This is a genomic window from Hydrogenophaga sp., assembly GCF_030373245.1.
Classification (GTDB): Bacteria; Pseudomonadota; Gammaproteobacteria; order Burkholderiales; family Burkholderiaceae_C; genus Hydrogenophaga.
Window position 1 is genome coordinate 105,060 of record NZ_JAUCZF010000008.1, and the last position, 18,287, is coordinate 123,346.

Sequence of the window (18,287 nt, forward strand, 5' to 3'; positions counted from 1 at the left end):
GGCTCAGAGCCGACCAAGGTCCTCGATCGCATCCACCACCAGGCTGGTGCCGATGGCGATCAACAGGATGTCAGAGGCCACACGCACGAACTTGTGGCCCTCCGGTGGTACGCCCAGACGAACCTGCACCGCAGCGGGGACAGGGTAGTACACCACCGCCGTCGGCAAGGGCTCGCCACGGCTCCACCCCTTGGCCTGGCCAGGGGGCTGACAGCCGTTGCCCTTCTTCTTCAATCCGGGAGGACACTTGCCCGCCTTCATGCGGGGTTCGTAGTAGTCCCTCACGACAACGCGCTGCGAATCACGGAAATAGCCACCGATCTGGATGCTGACCGACACGTTTCCCTCCGCCTGGCGCACCGCGGGGGACGCCACTTCTCGGCCACCTGAACGGTCGCTTTCCCGGCGGTCGTCGCGGTCGTGCTTCTGCTGCTTGGCCGGCTTGCCGGACTTACCCTCGTCCACCCACTCAGGCTTTTCGGCGAGGCTGGGCAAACTCGACAGCGCCAGGCAGGCGGCCAGCAACAGGGATTGAGATCGAAGGCAAGACGAGTCGGCCATGGCGTGGTTTCGAAGATTGGGAACAAAGAAAAGGAAACGTGATGCTGACAGCAACGCCAGCAGTATGCCCCCACGCGCCAAAGGATTCGTTACGACATGTCCATGTGGGAGCGCCTTGCTCGGCGAGACTTTCGCTGTCCTACTGCCACGGTGGCAACCTATCGAAGTCGATGGCAGACTGCGCAATCTGTTTCGAATTGCCCGCACATGTCAGAGGAAACCGAACTCAAGCTCAGCCTGCGCCGCCAGGACGTCCGCCGGTTGCTGGCCCATCCGCTGTTGCGCCAGCAAAAGCCGGCGCGCCAGCGCCTGGTCAACACCTATTTCGACACGCCCCAGCTCACACTCATGGGTCAGCGCATCGCTGTGCGCGAACGCCGCATCGGGCGCCGCACCTTGCTCACGGTGAAAACCGCCGGCAGCACCCAGGGCGGCGTCTCGCGCCGCGGCGAATGGGAAGGCCCGACCCGACCGGGTGAGATGGACTTTGCCAAGCTGGTGGACGATACCCAGCTGGCCCGGACACTGTCCAGCCTAACTGGGCAGTTGGTGCCCCTTTTTCGCAACGACTTTGTCCGGCTGAGCTGGGAGCTGGAGTACGCAGGCGCTCACATCGAAGTCGCGCTCGACCGGGGCCAGATCACTGCCGGACACGCCTCCAGCCTGTCCCCTGACGCCGCTCAACGAGACATCCTGGAACTGGAACTGGAGCTGCAATCCGGGCCGGTGGAGGCGCTGCTGGATCTGGCCCAAGCCCTGACCCAGGGACCCGACGGCAAGGCGAAGCGCGGTCTGTGGCTGTACCCGAGTGCGCGCAGCAAGGCCGAGCGGGGAATGGCCTTGTTTCTGGGCCAGCAGCCCGTGCCGATGAAGGCCGAGCCGGTGCCTCTTTGCGATCGGCTGTCTCGTACAGAGGCTTTCCGCACCATTGCCCTGGCCTGCCTGGTGCAGTGGCAGGCTCATGTTGCGCCCTGGCTGGAAGTCGAGGGAGACGCGCCAATAGACCCCGAGTTCGTGCACCAGGCCCGCGTGGCGCTTCGTCAGCTTCGCGCTGGTCTGCACCTGTTTGCGCCGGCCCTTCCTGCCCGTTTTGCCAGCCACTGGAATGCACGCTGGCAGCACGCTGCCAGGGCGCTCGGTGAGGCGCGCAACTGGGATGTGCTGGCCACCGAGGGCTGGGTCGACTGGCTGGGACCGATGGCAGATGACCCGGCGCTGCAACCTGTGCTCGCCTGGATTCAAGCGCAACGACAGCAGGCCAACCAGCGGGCTCGCGCCTGTCTGCACGAACCTGCCCATGCGCTGGACCTGCTCGCCTTCAGCCGGGCGGTGCTCGCGTGGCCCACCGCGAAACGCCCACCGCGTTCCAAGTCGTTGTCCCGCTGGGCTTTGCGCCGGCTGCAACACCAGCATCGCCGGTTGCTGTTGAAGACCCGCAAGGCCTCCGGCAAAGGGACCAAAAGCCGCCATGCCCTGCGCGTGGCGCTCAAGAAGCAGCGTTACGCGCAAGAACTTCTCGGTGGCCTGCTGCCCAAGCGCTCTCGGCGCGACACTGCCCGCCTGGTCCAGGCGCAATCGCTGCTGGGCGAACTCAACGACCTGAGCACCGCACAGGCTTTGCTGGCCGACTGCCCGCTCGAGGAGGCAGCCGTGGTGCTCGCCAAGATCGATGCGCGACTGACGAGCCGGCTGCAGGGACTGAGAGCCGTGGAGCGGGCGCTGCTGAAGTCCCGTGCGCCAGGCGCCTGAGCGTGTCGCGTCGCATTGCGGCAACCGCTCTTTGCCAAGTCGGGTTCGGGGCGCCACAATCGCCGATATCCTGTCACCCAAGGGAAGTCGTCATGTCATCGGTCACCTTGCGTTTTTTGGTCGAATCCAGCCACCTGGGGCACGGTGAACGGGTTCACGGCGGCACCGTGCTGCAGTGGATCGGGGAGGCCGGTTATGCGTGTGCCACCCGCTGGGCGGAACGGCCATGCCAGCTGGTCTACATCAGCAGCGTGCGCTTCCGTCGCTCGGTACGGGCCCATGCCTTGGTCGAGGTCCAGGCCCGGCTGGCGTTCACTGGCGACACCAACATGAACATCGCAGTGGAGTTGCGCAGCGGCGACCTCACCGGCAGCCGCCAGGATCCGGTGGCCGAATGCCTGGCGGTCTATGTCGCGCTCGGCGACGACGGGCGACCGCTGCCCATCACCAGCTGGACACCTGAAACTCCGGGCGAAATGGCCCTGGCCAGCACGGCACGCTCACACTTCGAAAACACGGCAGCGTCACCGCTGGAATAGCGCGCCTCAGGCCGCTGCGCTGGGGCGCTGCGCCACCCGATCACGCCAGGCCTGCAGGGCGTGCAAGCCCGCATCGGCTGGCCTGAGCTTGAGCAGCCGCGCAAATTCGAGCGTGCAGAACGCGGTGATGTCGGCAATGGTGAAGCGGTCGCCGGCCACCCAGGGCTGCGCCTGCAACAACCGATCCAGCCAGGCGGCGGTGTCCAGACCCTTGGCCTGCTGGGATGCTCCGAAGTCGGGGAACTGCGGCTGCTCCAGCAACGCCAGGCCCGGGTGCTGGTGGCGAATGGCATTGGCCAGCGGCAGCATCAGGTACCACTCCACGCGGCGGTCGGCCATTTCGATGAAGGCGCGCTCCTCCGAAGTAGCGCCCATGAGATTGGGCGCTGGGTACAGGCCTTCAAGGTAGGTGCAGATGGCACGGGTTTCGCTGAGCATGCGGCCATCGTCCAGCTCCAGGACCGGAATGCGAGCCAGCGGGTTGCGCTCGCGAAACGCGGCGCTGCGGTGTTCGTGGGCATTGATGTCCACCAGCACGGAATCGATACCGGTGATCTCCTTTTCGGCGATGAACATCTGGACCCTTCGCGGGTTGGGTGCGCGCTGCGACACGTAAAGCTTCATTTCCGAGAGACCTCTCAAGCGCCCGCCACGGTCATCCATGCGTGATGCATGCTCAGACCCCGCCAGGCGACTTAGTGTTTGAGCCCACGATCTGGGCCTTAGGCCCATGGTAGCCATCAGGCCCGCGCTTGTCGCGCCAAGCCTGTCCCGCACGGAACCGGTGGACTGGCGAGCCGTCAGAGCATAAAGCCGAGGTTGGTCGGGTAAGCGCCGCCGAAGTTGCCCAGATTCGGTGCGATCGCAGACATCTCGTTGCCTTCGACACCAAACCAGGTGGCCAAGGTGGCAGCGTACTGGTCGACCGAGGTGCTGGGCAGCAAGCGGCCCTGGCCCACATGCCATTGGTCGTTGGAATCGGTGCTGCTGTTGGTCACGCTCACGGGTGGCGCACTGCCGTAAAAGGCCTTGCCGCGCACCGCGCCACCCACCATCAGGTGGTGTGAGCCCCAGCCGTGGTCGGAGCCGTCACCGTTGCTCTGCAGGGTGCGACCAAAGTCGGAGGCGGTGAAGGCCGTGACCTTGTCGGCCACACCCAAAGCCACCGTGGACTGGTAGAAAGCGGTCATACCAGCGCTCAACTGACCCATCAGATTCGTCTGGTTATTGATCAGGTTGTCGTGCAGGTCGAAGCCGCCCATGGAAACAAAAAACACCTGGCGTTTGGTACCCAACGTGTCGCGCGCCGCGATCATGCGCGCCACCAGCTTGAGCTGATCGGCCAGGCGGTTGCCCGCCGGGAAGGCGGCAAAGTCAGTCCCGCTCGCAGGGAATGCGTTCAAGGCATTGGTGACTGCGCTTTCGGTCGAGAAGGAGCGCGCGGTGACCAGGTTGTATTCCCTCTCCAGCAGCTGGCTGCGCTCTTGCAAGGCCAGCGCCGTCATGGCGGCGCGCACCTCGGCTGAGTTGTACACGTTGCCGTTGAGACTGTTGATTTTGACCGCACCACCGGTGCCGACCTGGTACGACAAGGCCTGGTCACCCGAGAGGAATACCGTGTTACCCGACACCGATATGCAGCTGAGCACGGGGTTGACGCCATTGGACGACAGCGCGAGATCGCCCATCTGGCCACCCCAGCCGGTGCGTGCGCCTTCCGCGCGGGAGCTCTGCCATACCGACTGCTGATCGTTGTGCGAAAACAGCTTGGGCGGGCGCGGCACGCTGCCGTTGCTGTATTGGGTTCGCGTCATCGGTGCGATGAGGGGGCCGACGTTCAGTTGCACCGCAGCCGAGCCGCTGTTGAACAGGCCTGCCAGGCCAGTCATGGCCGGGTGCAATGCGTATTGCACGCCACCGGGAAGTGCCGTGGTCGGGCTAAGCAGCGTCGAAGCCAGCTCGGCACGCGGGATCGCGATGCCGCCACCGCTGAAGTCGGTGCGGCCGCCGCGGATGGTGTTGTACCGCTCGTAGCTGGTGGTGTCGTAATTGACCACCGTATTGGCGTAGTCGTTGCCACCAAAAAGGAAAACGCAAACCAGCGCTTTGTAATCGTTTGCGTTGAAGGCAGCGGCCTCGCCCATGGCAACCAGGTTCAGCGCGGTGGGCAGGGCGGCGCCGGTGAAGGCGAGCTGGCCAGCGCGGCGCAGAAAGGCACGGCGGCTGTGTTGGTCAGGCTGGATGAAATGCATGATAAGGCTCCGCTTATTTCTGGACCAGATACTCTGGACAACCCATGACCATCAGGACGGCCGCCCAGACCCGTCGGTTCCTGTCGGTCGCGGAACTGTTGGCCGTGATGGCCCTGGCGTTGAGCGCGTTGACCATGATGGTCCGGCTCGCGTCCGACACCTGGCCCGCCGCCAGCGTCAGGCACAGGTGATCCACCAGCGCTCTCGCGTCCGTCACCAGGGCCAGCTCCCGGCTGTAGTTGGCCGTGACGTTGTTGGATGTGCCCAAACCCCGCTCGATCGTGCTCTGCATGAAGTTCAGGTAAGCCCCCACCGTGGTTTCGTTGACGATTTGAAACTCGGGCGCTGTGGCGCCTGCCTGAGCGAGCGAGGTGGAGGGGGGCACGTAACCCGGCCGGAAAAAATTGAACACCGACGGGGAGCGCAACGGACTTTGCCCGAGCGACCCGCTGAGGTCATCCAGAAGCCAGCGGCCGTTGGACGAACTCGCGCTGAAGGTTCGCGCCCATTGGATGAATCGAACCATGGGCTCGCGCAACTTGCCCGCTGAGGGAGCGCTCAAGTTGTCAGGGCCGCGGGCCTCGTCATCGAGCAAGATCGCGGTCCAGACCGCTTGCAGATCTCCGCGAATACCGGCTCCGTTGTCGTTGAAGCGCCTCGCCACCCGAGCCACATAGGCAGGGCTGGGGTTGCTGGTCACCAGGCGCTGGATCATCTGGCGGGCAAAGAATGGGCCTACATTGGGATGGTTGAACAGCGTATCCATCGCGATGCGCAGGGCTTCAGGAGCAGGCGTGTTGGCTGGCACCACGGCGCCGAGGAAGCGCGCTTCAAGCGTGGAGTGGTCGCTGGCCTTGAGCGACATGGGCTTGCGTGCGAAGTCCTTGGTCTCAATGGTGCCACCATTGGGCCGATTGAGGCGCACACCGTCGGAGCGGTCGAAATCGTAGCCCGTGAACACGCGCGCCAGGTTGCTCACGTCGTCCTCGGTATAGCTGGGAGTGCCCTGGCTGGTGCCATCCAGGTTGAGATTCACCAGGCCGATGGTGAACAGCTGCATGACCTCGCGCGAGTAGTTCTCGTCAGGCACGCGTCCGGTTCGCGTGTCTTCCTTGCGGTTGCCCTTGGTGTTGAGAAAGTACCCCATGGCCGGATGCAGGGTCACGTCTTCCAGCAACTGACGGTAGTTGCCAAACGCGTTGCGCACCAGCATGTCCCACCAGGACGCATAGGCGTGGCTGCGCCAGGTGAACTCGGCTGAACTCATGGAGCTCACGAAAAACTCCGACAAGGCCAGCGCCATGCGCTTGCGCATCGGGTCTGGGCCGCTGAGCAGCTGGCTCCACAACATGTTGCCCGCGGGCTGGGTCCTGAAGTACCACTCGTTGCTGTCCACGATCCCGTAGCCTTGCGACTCCAGCCAGCTCCATCCAGTGGGGCCTTGAGGTGTCTGATACTGCCGCGCCAGCCACATGGCGTAGCTGTCGCCCCGCACCGCGTTGATCTCGTCGCGGGTCGAGGAAAACTGTGCCTGCTGCAGGAATCTGGCGGCGTCTTCGTCGGAACTGGCGCGAGCAAAACGGACTGCGCCAACCTGCTCGGCGGGCAGCGGGACCACCACCAGCGGTGGCGGGTCAATGCTGCCGGTGCCGCCTCCGCATGCCGCCAGCAAAGCAGCTGCTGACGCGGCGGCGGCCACCGCAGTCGTGCCAGCGCCAGCCTGTTGCACGTCCTCGCGTGCGGTGGCCGGTGGTTGAGGCAAGGTGTCGAGAACTTCGGAATCCCTCATCGCACTTCTCCTGATTGGAAGTAGCGAGTGTAGAAAGTCACGACCGCGTTCGGGACTCCTGGTTGCAGGCTGTTACCGGCGAAGCGATGGAAGGCGAGCTTTGTGGCACCAGCGGCAACGCGATGCCGCTCATCGGCTTCAGGCCAGACGGGCGGCGGCCAACAAGTCGCGAGTGCGCAAAGCCTCGCGGCGGGCGGCGGCCGCGAAGTCTTCACCGGCCGACGCGTACAGGATGGCGCGCGACGAATTGACGATGACCGCCCCCGTCGTGCGCCCAGCCGCATCAGCGCGATGCCCCGCGCGCACCGTGGCCAGCGCATCACCACCCTGCGCACCCACACCAGGAATGAGCAGCGGCAAGGTGGGCGCCAGCTCACGGACACGGGCAATTTCGTTGGGGTAAGTGGCACCCACCACCAGGCCGAGTTGTCCGTTCAGATTCCAGGGCCCCTGTGCCAGCTGGGCCACGTGTTCGTACAGCAGGGGCTGCCCAGCGACAGAGGCCAAGCGCTGGTTCTGCAAATCGTCACCGCCGGGATTCGAGGTGCGGCACAGCAAAAAGGCGCCCTTGCCGTGGTGTTTCAGATAGGGCTGCACCGAATCGAAACCCATGAACGGAGAGAGCGTGACAGCGTCGGCGCCATAGCGCTCGAAGGCTTCGATGGCGTACTGCTCGGCGGTGCTGCCGATGTCGCCGCGCTTGGCATCCAGGATCACCGGCACCTGCGACGCCACGCGCTTCATGTGCGCCATCAGCCGCTCCAGCTGGTCCTCAGCGCGGTGCGCCGCGAAGTAGGCGATCTGGGGTTTGAATGCGATGACCGCGTCGGCTGTGGCCTCCACGATGGCAGCACAAAAATCGTAAATGCGACTGGCGTCGCCCTTGAGCGCACCTGGAAAACGGGCCGGGTCCGGGTCCAGGCCGACACACAGCAGGGACCGGTTGCGCACCTCGGCAGCGCCGAGCATCTCGATGAACGTCATGGGGCTGGATTTTACGGTTGCGCCCTGAGCGTCAGCGCCGAGACCACGCGAACCAAGACACACCACTACCATCGCGGCATGCAAGCCCTCACCCGTCAGCAACTCACGTTGCTCGTTCTCATCACGCTGTTGTGGGGCGTCAACTGGCCGATCCTCAAGCTCGGCGTCTCCAGCTTCCCACCGCTGAGCTTTCGCGGTCTGAGCATCTGGATGGGCTTACCGGTGATCGCCATGGTGCTGGTCTGGCGTCGCGTGCCGTTCACCGTGGGTCGGGCGCACTGGCGCCAGCTGGCGCTGCTCACCTTGTTCAACATGTTCTTCTGGCACACGCTGGCCATCCTCGCGGTGCAGTCCCTCTCCAGTGGGCGCGCGGCGATCCTGGGCTACACCATGCCGGTGTTCTCTGCCGTCTTCGGGGCGCTCTGGTTCGGCCAGCGCCTGATCCCACGCGCCTGGGTAGGCGTGGCCGCCGCCGCGCTGGGGGTGGTGCTACTGCTGTGGCATGAGATCACCCAGTTTTCAGGGCGCCCGCAAGGCGTGGCCATGATGCTGATGGCCGCCGCCGGCTGGGCCGTGGGCACGCAGCTGATGCGGCGCACGACCATTCCAGCGCCGACGCTGACGCTCGCTTTCTGGATGACGCTGTTCACCGCAATCTGGATGACACTGCTGGCCGTGCTGTTTGAACGCAACGCCTGGAGTTGGCCCGCGCCACCGGTCTGGGGCGCGGTGATCTACAACGCGCTGGCGATTTTTGCGTTTGCCCAGGTCGCCTGGCTGATGCTGGCGCGCGACCTGCCACCGATCGCCTCCACCCTCTCGGTGATGTTCATTCCAGTGCTGGGCGTGTTCAGCGGTGCCTGGTGGCTGGGCGAAACCCTGCACTGGCAGGACTGGGCGGCAGTGGCACTGGTGGTCCTGGCGATCGGCACGGTGTTGTTGCCCTCCCCGCGCCGGCTTCGCCGTCACCCCCCAGGGGGCGGCACTGGCGGACCGGCATAGTTGGTTCCGCGGTGCCCTGGGGCGCGCGGCCTACGGACCGCTCGACGGGTTTGCGTGGCGCCTTGGCGGGGAGTGTCTTCCGAGCGGTCCGAAGGCCGCTCGGTCCCAGGACGCCGTCGGTCCGGCTCCGCCGGCCGACCAGCGTCGCCCCCTGGGGGGTGACGGCGAAGCCGGCGCGGGGGGGACCTACTGGTCCATCGCCAGGCACAGGTCGGCCCAGGCCTTGGCCTTGTCGGTGGGTGTGCGCAACAGGTAGGCCGGGTGGTAGGTCACGATCACCGGCACCCCTTGGTACCGATGCACCTGGCCGCGCAGCTTGCCGATGGGCTCGTTGGTCTGGAGCAGGGCCTGCACCGCGAAGCGACCCATGGCGAGGATGAGGCGCGGCTGGAGCAGCGCGACCTGGCGGGCCAGGTAGGGTTCGCACTGCGTCACCTCGGCGGGCAGGGGGTTGCGGTTGGCTGGCGGGCGGCACTTGAGCACATTGGCGATGTAAGCACCCTGATCGCCGGCCTCGCTGCGGCTGCGGCCCACCGCGCGCAGCATGTTGTCGAGCAGTTGGCCCGCGGCGCCGACGAAAGGCTCGCCCTGGCGGTCCTCGTTTTCGCCTGGCGCTTCGCCGACCACCATCCAGTCGGCCTGGGTGTCGCCGACACCAAACACGGTGTTCTGTCGACTCTCGCAGAGCCCACACGCACGGCAGCTGGCCACGGTGGCCCGCAAGGTGGCCCAGTCCATCTGTTCCACGCCTTCGGGCAAGGAGAATCTGGGTCGGTCGGCTGAGGGTGCGGCGACCGGCGCCACCAGAGGCGCTGAAGCTTCTGCACGCTGACGCTGGGGCGCAGGTGCTGCAGTTTCGCGAACCGGCAGCACCGGTTCGGTGGTCTGCCGTGCGGGTGAGTCGTCGCGCGGCGCCCACACGCGCACCCCCATCTCGGCCAGCATGGCGCGCTGGCGCGCGTCGAGTGCGGGCACGAACGAGGTGTCGGGCGTCTCGTCCTGAGCCTCGGGTCGTTGTTTGCTCATGCCGCGGCTTCCTTGTCCGAAACGGATGCCAGCGGCAGGCTCATCACCACCGCATCTTCGCGCTGAAACTGGCCAGCCGGGTAGTAGCCACGGCGCAAACCGACCTGGGTGAAGCCGTATCGCTCATAGACCCGGCGCGCCACGGTGTTGCTGAGCCTCACCTCCAGCCACAGGCACTGCGCCCCGCCCGCCCGCGACCACAGCACCAGCGCGTCCAGCAGGCAGCGCGCCCAGCCCTGGCGCTGGTGAGTGGGCGCGACGGTGATGTTGAGCAAATGCATCTCGTCCACGCCGGGCATGGCCACCAGGTAGCCCAGCAGCACCCGGCCATCGGCGCGCACCGGGTGCACCACCTCACCGGGCAACGACTCGCCCAGCAGCAAGATGGCGGCATAGCCCGAGGCCAGCGAGTCGGCAAAGTGCTTGAGCGACCAGGGATGGGCGTAGGCAGCCACCTCGACCGCGCGCACCGTATCCAAATCGTGTTCGGTCATCGGGGCAAAGCAGGCGCGACGCTCGCCGGACGACGGAGCGTCGGACGGCCAGGGCAGCCCTGGCGGCGTCAGCGAAGCACATGGTTGGGCTGGCGCCTGCATCGTCCGCACCTCAGACATCGAGCGGTGCCACCGGCGCGGGCGCGGCCAGCCGAGCGAGTTGTTCGCGGCGCAACTGCTCACGTTCGGCGCTGGTCTGGGCCACTTTGTCCCGCACATACAAGGGCAGCGCCAGGTGCGCTGGCACTGCTTTGCCCTCGGCCAAGGCAGCGGGGGCCAGCTGCAACAGCGCACGCGCGGTGGGAAAGGCCTGCTGGCGCTGGCCCGGTACCTCGCTGAACTCGGCGCCATGGCCAACAAACACATTGCCCGCGAGCAGATCGGTACGGGCATCATGCGCGGCGTCGGCGGGCCAGGCGTTGCGCCACCAGTCCGCGACATCGCCGGGGGCACACAGCCGCGGCGGAGACTGCTCCACCAGACCGGCATCGCTCAGGCAATACGCCGCCACGTACAGCTCGCCCATGCGCGCGTCCAGCAGCGCAGCGATCCGCCTTGGCGCAGGACCGCCAGCTTCAGCCTGCAAGGAGAGCGACTCGCGCGCCAACGCCTGCAGCGTGTCGACCGGCAGCACCTGCAGGCCGTCGGGCCGCTGCGGGCCACGTGCGCCATAGGCCAACCCCTGCACCACGGCGCAGGCCGTGCGCAGGCCGGTGAAAGAACCAGGGCCACGCGCAAATACCAGCGCGTCCAGCTCCTGCAGTGTCCAGCCAGCCTCAGCCAGCAGCGACTGGATCACCGGCAGCAAGGTCAGCGAGGCCTGAGCGGCACCGGGTCCGGTGTGCTGCCACATCGGCTGGCCCGGCGCGCCACTGCCCAGCGCGACCGACAAGGTGTCGGTGCTGGTCTCGATGGCGAGCAGTTTCAGGGTCGGCGCAGGCATGAGCCGATTATCGGACACCCCTTCTGAGGCGGACTGGGCCTGAGCAATGAACGCTTCCGGGCCACAAACCCGACCGGTCAGGTCGATGGCACCTTGCCGCTGCCAGCACCACCGCATAATGGAATTTCCATGGTTACATCCGGTATCACCCTGCACCCGCTCGCGGCTCGCCTGGCGCGTTGCTGGGTCGGTCGCGTGCTCGCAGCGGTGCTGGCCGGCCTGGCCTTGCCTGCCTGCGCCCAGCTACCGCCCGCAATGAGCGCGGCACTGCAGCGCGCGCAGGTGCCGCAGAGCGCGGTCTCGGCCCTGGTGGTACCGGTCGATCCGCCGCTGGCCGAGCGCTTGCGGCACCGGGCCGACGCATCGGTGAATCCCGCCTCGGTGATGAAGCTGGTGACCACCTACGCGGCGCTCGACCTGCTGGGCGCCGACTTCACCTGGGACACCCAGTTCCTCACCGACGGCACGGTGGACCAGGGCGCGCTGCGCGGCAACCTCTATGTGCGCGGCGGCGGTGACCCCAAGCTCGTGCTGGAGCGACTGACTGCCGCCTTCATGGCGCTGCAAGACAAGGGCGTGCGCGTGATCCTGGGCGACATGGTGCTGGACCAGAGCGCCTTCGACCTGCCCGAGCACGACCCTGGCGCGTTCGATGGCGAATCCCTGCGGCCCTACAACGCCAGCCCCGAGGCCTTGCTGGTCAACTTCAAATCGGTGGTGCTCACCTTCCAGCCCGATCGCGCTGCCGGCGTGGCCCACGTGCTGAGCGAACCGCCGCTGGCCGGTCTGGCGATCGACGCCACCGTGCCTCTGGGGCGCGGCGGCTGTGGTGACTGGCGCGAAACGCTGCAGGCCCGGTTCGACAGCGCCGAAGCCATCCGGTTCGTGGGCAGCTACCCGGCCAGCTGCGGTGAAAAGGTCTGGCCCGTGGCCTACCAGGACCCGGCCAGCTACGCCGTGCGCTCCATGGAGGGCCTTTGGCGCGCCAGCGGCGGCATGCTCACCGGTCAGGTGCGCGCCGGCCTCACCCCGCCGGGCGCCCGCCTGCTGCATAGCGCCGAGTCGCTCCCACTGTCCGCGATCATCGACGACGTCAACCAGTGGAGCAACAACGTGATGGCGCAGCAGGTCTTCCTCACGCTGGGCCGCCTGTCCCCGGCGCGAGTCGATGCCATGACCGAGCCGCGCGGACGCCTGCAGCCGATGCGCACCGGTCGCTTCGAGCGCTCGCGCGAAGTGGTCAGCCGCTGGTGGGCCTCCACCTTTGGCATCCGATCTGCACCGCCCACCATGGACAACGGTGCTGGCCTCTCGCGAACCGAACGCATCACACCCGAAGCCCTGGCCGAGCTGCTCAAGCGTGCCGCGCGCCACCCCCAGGGTGCACAGTTCGTGCAAAGCCTCTCGGTGGCCGGCGTCAGCGGCACGGCCGCGCGCATGGCTCGCGGCAACGACAGCGCCGCCCGCGGCAACGCCTGGCTCAAGACCGGCACCCTGCGCGACGTGACCGGCATCGCCGGCTACGTCAACGCCCGCAACGGCGCCCGCTACGTGGTGATTGGCTTCGTCAACCACCCCAACGCGCCAGCGGCCAGACCGGCACTGGATGCCCTGGTGGAGTGGGCGGCAGGATTGCCGGACTGAAGGCGGCTGGCAAAGGATCGCCGACACTGCGGTCCTCGCATCCTCCTTTTTGCACCCATGTCGCTCGGTGACCTGGTCGGCTACGCCGCCGCTTTTCTGACCACCGTGAGTTTTGTGCCCCAGGTCTGGCACACCCTTCGTTCGCGCGACGTGAGCGGCATCTCGCTGGGCATGTACGCCTGCTTCACCCTCGGGGTGTTTCTGTGGCTGATCTATGGTCTGGTGCTGGAAGCCTGGCCGGTGGTCATCGCCAACACCATCACGCTGGCCCTGGCGCTGGCCATTCTGACCATGAAGCTGCGGTTCGGACGGCGCTGAGTAATGGGTAAGGCGCAGTAAGTGCGTTCGGTGCCTCGGAGACACGTCCACTCGTTTACCCGCAAAGCAATTTCCAAAAACCAGTTTACGATTCTGGAATCGCACGGTCGTTCTTTTTTCAGATGGTGCGCCACCTCAATCATTCCTTTCGCTGGAGTCCTTTATGTTGATCAGAGCCTCGTTGAGTTCCGCAATTCTGGTCATGACATTGACCCTTTCCGCCTGCGGCGGCGGCGATGACTACGACAAACTGGTGTCATTCGGAGACAGCCTGAGCGACGTTGGAACCCACCAAGTCGGTACCGTGGCAGCGGCGGGCGGAGGCAGGTGGACCGTCAATTCGGCCGCGGGTGGCGAAATCTGGACCGAACGCCTCGCTGTCAGGCTCGGCGTGGCGAGGCCCTGCGCGGCCGAGACCGGACTTTCGCCTAATCTGCCGGGCATCTCCGGAGCGCCGATCGTCTCCAAGCCTGGTTGTTTTGGCTACGCACAGGGCAGCGCACGCATTACCGACCCCAGGGGCCCGAATTCGATTGCGTTGCAGGCCTTGGGGCAGCAGAACTTAGGCCTCATCGCCAAACCCATGGCCGACCAGATGGCTGCACATTTGGCGGCCACTGGGGGTCGCTACAACGGCAAGGAACTCGTCACTGTGCTGGCGGGCGCCAACGACGTGTTCATGGAATTGGCTTTCCTCGGCAATGCTGCGGCTGGTGGCGCTGCAGACGGCCCAACTGCTGTGGCTCGCCTCGGAGCAGCCGGTGCGAGACTCGGGCAGCTGGTCAAGTCCGAAATAGTCGCCAAAGGGGCGTCCCGAGTCTTGGTCCTCAATGTCCCCAACGTGGCAGGCACTCCGTTTGCGCGCGGCCTCGACATGAGCAACCCCGGCACAGCAGCCTTGATTGATGCCATGGTGGGCGCATTCAATACCGCCTTGAGGTCAGAGCTCACTGGGGTGACCGGTGTGCTGCTCGCCGACGCCTACACCCAGAGTCAAGACACAAGCCCTTACACCAACACCACAGACGTTGCTTGCGGAGCCAATGCGCTAGGTGGAACATCTCTGGTGTGCAACGCGGGTAACCTCAATAGTGGAGATGTTTCCCGTTACCAGTTCGCTGATGATGTGCATCCGAGCCCGTATGGCCAGCAAGTCCTGGCGGACTTCGCTGCACGCGAGATGGTTCGTGCGGGCTGGCTCTGACGTGAATCAGTAGCCAACAAAAAAGCCGACCCCGGGGTCGGCTTTTTCTTGGGTGAGGCAGCGCCTTCACCAGCGCCGGATGATCTGGTCGTAGGCGTAGTCACCAAACAGGCGGTGGGCTTCGGGGGTGAGATGGCGACCATCAGCGAACAAATAATCGACGTAATTGGCGTCGATCAGCGTGGTGGTGTCGCAAGCCGTTGCCACGGGCGGGACACAGACGGCGCTGGTCGCGTTGGTCAGGCCGTAGGCGCCGGGGATGCGCACCAGATCGTTGACGTAGAAGGCCAGGTCGATGAACAGCAGGTTGGCGCCCAGGTCCTCGGCGTTGACTTTGAAGCTATTGTTGAACGCCAGGGCCGCGTCAGAAAAGGCCACGGTCTGGCCCAAGGCGATCACCTCGGGCGCCTTGCCCAGGTCGTACATGCCCGCCACCGCGACGAACTTGGCGCCTGAAGCAATCAGAGCGCGCACCGAGTCCGCCAGGGTCCTACCGGCGGTAGATGCGGAAGCGGTGGACACAAAAATGTCCTGCATCGGGGCGTTGATCAGAAACAGGTCATTCGCCCCCGGTGCGCCCGCAGCGGTGATCTGGCCAGCGATGTCTGCAACCGTCGCGTTGCCGGCGGCAAAACCGTCGGCGGCGGTGAGCGTGAGCCCATAGCGCGTCGCGATCTGGTCCACCCACAGCCTGGCCGAGCCGTCGTTGACGGTGAAGCGCGGGCTGCCCAGGAAGCTCAGGCCATCACCCAGCACGCGGATGCGCGAAGGCCGCAGGGCCGAGACGATGTCGCCATCGCCGCAAGCGCTGAGCAGCGCCGGGCCCGCCAACGCAGCGGCGCCCGTGAGCAGGCTGCCTTGAAGGAAGCGGCGGCGCGAGTTCTGCGCGGGAATGGTGCGAGGGGAATCGGATTTCATGAAAGCTTTCTCTGGACACTCCGGGTCGGGACGATCCGGGGCGTTGAGGGGGAAGCTTAGTTTATCGGCTTGCCACCGATGGCTGGCAGGTGGTGGTGATTGGGCTTCAGGCCGCAGCCCGATGCAGGCGATCACTCACCCCTGCCCAGGCCGAATCAGCTGGCGGCGTTTCAACCCAGATCAGCGGCACGCCGGTGGCGTCGAGCTCGCGCATCACCGCAAACAGCTCGTGAGCGGCGCGCTGCGCGTCGTCGGGCATGCGCCGCAGCACCACGCCGCGCCCGGCGCGCAGGGCGGTGCGGGCATAGACCGCGATGTTTTTGGCGTCGGCACCCAGCACATCAAGAGCGGCCTGCAGTTGCTGGGCCGGCATGAGTCGCACCTTGGCCCGGGGTGCGTAATGGGAAGCCAGCGTGCCGGAGGCGCGGGGCGAGGCTTCATCGCGCAGCTTCAGACTCAGGCCGGTGATGGCCTCGATCTGCGCAGCGGTGATGGCTCCCGGGCGCAGCAGCACCGGCGCGCCCCGCGTGGCGTCGACGATGGTGGACTCGATACCAACCGGGCAGGCGCCGCCGTCGAGAATGAGCAACTCGTCATAGCCCAGATCGGCAAACTCTTCGCTCACATGCTGTGCCGTCGTCGGGCTCACGCGGCCGAAGCGGTTGGCACTGGGTGCCGCCACGCCGGCCACACCCGCGGCCTGCGCGGCGATCAGGAGCGACTGCGCCACCGGGTGCGCCGGACAGCGCAAACCGATCGAATCCTGCCCACCGGCGGCCGCAGCAGCCACCTCGGGCCGCCGCGGCAGGATCAGGGTCAACGGGCCAGGCCAGCAGGCCTGCATGAGCGCCACGGCGAACTCGGGCACCTGGGAGGCAAACGGTGCCACCGCGTCGCGCCAGCCGGGCGCGCCGGCGATGGTCGCGGGCGCGAGGTGCACGATGAGTGGATGGTCAGCGGGTCTGCCTTTGGCCGCAAAAATGCGCCGCACGGCCTGGGCGTCGTCTGCCCGCGCGGCCAGACCATAAACAGTTTCTGTCGGCATGCCGACCAGCCCACCGGCAGCCAGGCGCTGTGCCGCGGCCTCGATGGCGCCAGCCGCGCCAGACTGCAGGCGCAGTGGCATGGTCAGAGTGCGGGCAGGCCCAGCAGCGCCAGCACCTGACGCGCGGTGGCGCGCACCTGTTCCACGTTAGGGGCGGTGATGTTGAGGTGGCCCATCTTGCGCCCGGGTCGCGGGCTCAGCTTGCCGTACTGGTGCAGATGCGTGCCTGGCAAGGCAAGCACCTGGTCCCAGGGGGGCGACACAGGGCGCTCGCTCTGCTGGCTGCGCACGCCATTGGGCTCAAACCAAAGATCGCCAAGCAGGTTGATCATGATGGCCGGACTGTGCTGGCGCGGCGTGGGCAGGGGCAGACCCGCCAGCGTGCGCACCTGGGCCTCGAACTGCGAAAGGTCGCAGGCGTTCTGGGTGTAGTGGCCGCTGTTGTGCGGGCGCGGCGCCATTTCGTTGACGACCAGGTCGGGCTCTCCCGCTGAGTTCTTCACGATGAAGTACTCAACACACAACACGCCCACGTAGTTCAACTCATCGGCAATCGCAAGCGTGCTGGCAACTGCCCGCTCGGCCAGCGCGGGCGGCACTGCGCCTTCATAGGCCTCGGTCAACGCCAGAATGCCGTCGCGGTGGGTGTTGGCCTGCACCGGGAAGCTCACCCGCTGGCCATTGGCGCCGCGCGCCACGATCACCGAGCACTCGGCCTGCAACGGCAGCAGCTTTTCGATCACACACGTCACGCGCCCCAGATCAGCCCAGGCCTGGGCCAGCGCCTCGCGCGTCGACACGCGCACCTGACCTTTGCCGTCGTAACCCAGTCGAGCGGTCTTGAGGATGCCAGGCAACAAATCATCCGGGACCGCGGCCAGTGAGTCCACACTGTCGACCACGGCGTGAGGGGCGGGCGACACACCACTCACCGGCGCACACTTCACGAAACGCGCCTTCTCCAGCACCCGGTCCTGCGCCACAGCCACACACACGGCCGACGGCGCAACCGGGCGATGTGCGCCCAGCGTGACCAGCGCGGGCGCCGGTACGTTTTCGAACTCGGTGGTGATGGCCTCGCAGCGTTGCATCAGCTGGGCCAGACCTTGCTCGTCGTCGAAAGGCGTCTGGATGTGGAAGTGGCTGATCAGGCCGGCCGGGCTGGCAGGGTCCGGATCGAGCACCGCGGTGAAATAGCCCATGGCCTGCGCCGCCTGCACAAACATGCGGCCGAGCTGTCCGCCGCCCATCACACCCAGCGTCATCTGCTGACCAGTGGCCGACGTGCTGCCGGGAAGAATGGGTTTGAGGCTCATGGCAAGGTCATAGCTCTGGCGGCTGCAGTCTGTTCGGCGCGATAGGTGACGAGTTTTTCGCGCAAAGCCGCATCGTGGCTGGCAAGCAAGGCCACGGCAAACAACGCTGCATTGGCGGCACCCGCCTGCCCGATCGCAAAAGTGGCCACCGGCACACCCTTGGGCATTTGCACGATGCTGTGCAATGAATCCACGCCGCTGAGGTGTTTGCTCGCCACCGGCACACCCAGCACCGGCACCACCGTCTTGGCCGCCAGCATGCCCGGCAAATGGGCAGCGCCACCGGCACCAGCGATGATGGCCTGCAAGCCTCGGCCCGCTGCCGCTTCGGCGTAGGCAAACATGTCATCCGGCATGCGGTGCGCCGAGACGACACGCGCCTCATGCGCGATGTCGAAGTCCTTGAGGATCTGCACCGCGTGCTGCATGGTGTCCCAGTCACTGCTGGAGCCCATCACCACGCCGACTTGAATGGGATTCATCGGGTTGCCTTGTGCACGCCA

General features: G+C 66.2%; 18 protein-coding genes. 6 read left to right on the forward strand and 12 right to left on the reverse strand.

Annotation, left to right across the window (positions count from 1 at the left end; genetic code table 11):
* Positions 1–3: 3 nt before the first annotated feature.
* On the reverse strand, positions 4–561 hold the full coding sequence (locus tag QUV25_RS16890) for a hypothetical protein (RefSeq protein WP_300865650.1): 558 nt from the start codon (positions 559–561) through the stop codon (positions 4–6).
* A 207-nt stretch (positions 562–768) separates the two neighbouring features.
* Between QUV25_RS16890 and QUV25_RS16895 the strand changes: the two genes are divergently transcribed.
* Entirely contained in the window at positions 769–2,310 is a 1,542-nt protein-coding gene (locus QUV25_RS16895; protein ID WP_300865651.1) for a CYTH and CHAD domain-containing protein, read from the forward strand.
* Between the two features lie 92 nt (positions 2,311–2,402).
* Complete coding sequence (locus tag QUV25_RS16900) at positions 2,403–2,849, forward strand: hotdog domain-containing protein (protein ID WP_300865652.1); 447 nt, start codon at positions 2,403–2,405, stop codon at positions 2,847–2,849.
* 6 nt (positions 2,850–2,855) lie between these two features.
* Here the strand turns inward: QUV25_RS16900 and QUV25_RS16905 are convergent, their stop codons facing one another.
* The 4 genes from QUV25_RS16905 to pyrF all read right to left on the reverse strand — a co-directional run bounded on the left by QUV25_RS16905 (position 2,856) and on the right by pyrF (position 7,874).
* Positions 2,856–3,473 (reverse strand): glutathione S-transferase, encoded by a 618-nt coding sequence (locus tag QUV25_RS16905; protein WP_300865653.1) that lies wholly within the window; start codon positions 3,471–3,473, stop codon positions 2,856–2,858.
* Positions 3,474–3,649: 176 nt separating this feature from the next.
* Positions 3,650–5,101: a DUF1501 domain-containing protein gene (locus QUV25_RS16910; RefSeq protein WP_300865655.1), complete on the reverse strand. Its 1,452-nt coding sequence runs from the start codon at positions 5,099–5,101 to the stop codon at positions 3,650–3,652.
* Between the two features lie 13 nt (positions 5,102–5,114).
* Positions 5,115–6,890 carry a DUF1800 domain-containing protein gene (locus tag QUV25_RS16915; protein WP_300865657.1) on the reverse strand — a complete coding sequence of 592 codons (1,776 nt, stop codon included), beginning with the start codon at positions 6,888–6,890 and terminating at the stop codon, positions 5,115–5,117.
* 138 nt (positions 6,891–7,028) lie between these two features.
* Positions 7,029–7,874: an orotidine-5'-phosphate decarboxylase gene (pyrF, locus tag QUV25_RS16920; RefSeq protein WP_300865658.1), complete on the reverse strand. Its 846-nt coding sequence runs from the start codon at positions 7,872–7,874 to the stop codon at positions 7,029–7,031.
* Positions 7,875–7,952: 78 nt separating this feature from the next.
* Between pyrF and QUV25_RS16925 the strand changes: the two genes are divergently transcribed.
* Entirely contained in the window at positions 7,953–8,876 is a 924-nt protein-coding gene (locus QUV25_RS16925; RefSeq protein ID WP_300865659.1) for an EamA family transporter, read from the forward strand.
* Between the two features lie 186 nt (positions 8,877–9,062).
* Here the strand turns inward: QUV25_RS16925 and QUV25_RS16930 are convergent, their stop codons facing one another.
* The 3 genes from QUV25_RS16930 to tsaB form a co-directional block, all read right to left on the reverse strand.
* On the reverse strand, positions 9,063–9,902 hold the full coding sequence (locus tag QUV25_RS16930) for a uracil-DNA glycosylase (protein WP_300865661.1): 840 nt from the start codon (positions 9,900–9,902) through the stop codon (positions 9,063–9,065).
* The gene (gene rimI, locus QUV25_RS16935) at positions 9,899–10,396 is read right to left on the reverse strand and encodes a ribosomal protein S18-alanine N-acetyltransferase (protein ID WP_300865663.1); all 498 of its coding nucleotides are present in this window, start codon (positions 10,394–10,396) and stop codon (positions 9,899–9,901) included. Before rimI ends, QUV25_RS16930 begins: the two co-directional genes overlap by 4 nt.
* Positions 10,397–10,508: 112 nt before the next feature.
* Positions 10,509–11,339: a tRNA (adenosine(37)-N6)-threonylcarbamoyltransferase complex dimerization subunit type 1 TsaB gene (tsaB, locus tag QUV25_RS16940; RefSeq protein ID WP_300865665.1), complete on the reverse strand. Its 831-nt coding sequence runs from the start codon at positions 11,337–11,339 to the stop codon at positions 10,509–10,511.
* Between the two features lie 129 nt (positions 11,340–11,468).
* Between tsaB and dacB the strand changes: the two genes are divergently transcribed.
* From dacB to QUV25_RS16955, 3 genes are all read left to right on the forward strand, one after another.
* Positions 11,469–12,983, forward strand: coding sequence for a D-alanyl-D-alanine carboxypeptidase/D-alanyl-D-alanine-endopeptidase (dacB, locus tag QUV25_RS16945; protein ID WP_300865667.1), 1,515 nt, complete (start codon positions 11,469–11,471; stop codon positions 12,981–12,983).
* 57 nt (positions 12,984–13,040) lie between these two features.
* Entirely contained in the window at positions 13,041–13,301 is a 261-nt protein-coding gene (locus QUV25_RS16950; RefSeq protein ID WP_300865669.1) for a SemiSWEET transporter, read from the forward strand.
* A 202-nt stretch (positions 13,302–13,503) separates the two neighbouring features.
* Positions 13,504–14,505 (forward strand): SGNH/GDSL hydrolase family protein, encoded by a 1,002-nt coding sequence (locus tag QUV25_RS16955; protein WP_300865670.1) that lies wholly within the window; start codon positions 13,504–13,506, stop codon positions 14,503–14,505.
* Positions 14,506–14,571: 66 nt separating this feature from the next.
* Here QUV25_RS16955 and QUV25_RS16960 read toward each other — a convergent pair whose 3' ends face one another.
* The 4 genes from QUV25_RS16960 to purE form a co-directional block, all read right to left on the reverse strand.
* Entirely contained in the window at positions 14,572–15,423 is an 852-nt protein-coding gene (locus tag QUV25_RS16960) for an SGNH/GDSL hydrolase family protein (RefSeq protein ID WP_300865672.1), read from the reverse strand.
* Between the two features lie 106 nt (positions 15,424–15,529).
* Positions 15,530–16,549: an L-threonylcarbamoyladenylate synthase gene (locus QUV25_RS16965; protein WP_300865674.1), complete on the reverse strand. Its 1,020-nt coding sequence runs from the start codon at positions 16,547–16,549 to the stop codon at positions 15,530–15,532.
* A gap of 2 nt (positions 16,550–16,551) precedes the next feature.
* Positions 16,552–17,784, reverse strand: a complete 1,233-nt coding sequence (locus tag QUV25_RS16970) for a 5-(carboxyamino)imidazole ribonucleotide synthase (protein WP_300865676.1) — start codon at positions 17,782–17,784, stop codon at positions 16,552–16,554.
* Positions 17,781–18,266 (reverse strand): 5-(carboxyamino)imidazole ribonucleotide mutase, encoded by a 486-nt coding sequence (gene purE / locus QUV25_RS16975; protein WP_300865677.1) that lies wholly within the window; start codon positions 18,264–18,266, stop codon positions 17,781–17,783. The genes QUV25_RS16970 and purE overlap by 4 nt, the downstream gene beginning before the upstream one ends.
* Between the last annotated feature and the right edge of the window lie 21 nt (positions 18,267–18,287).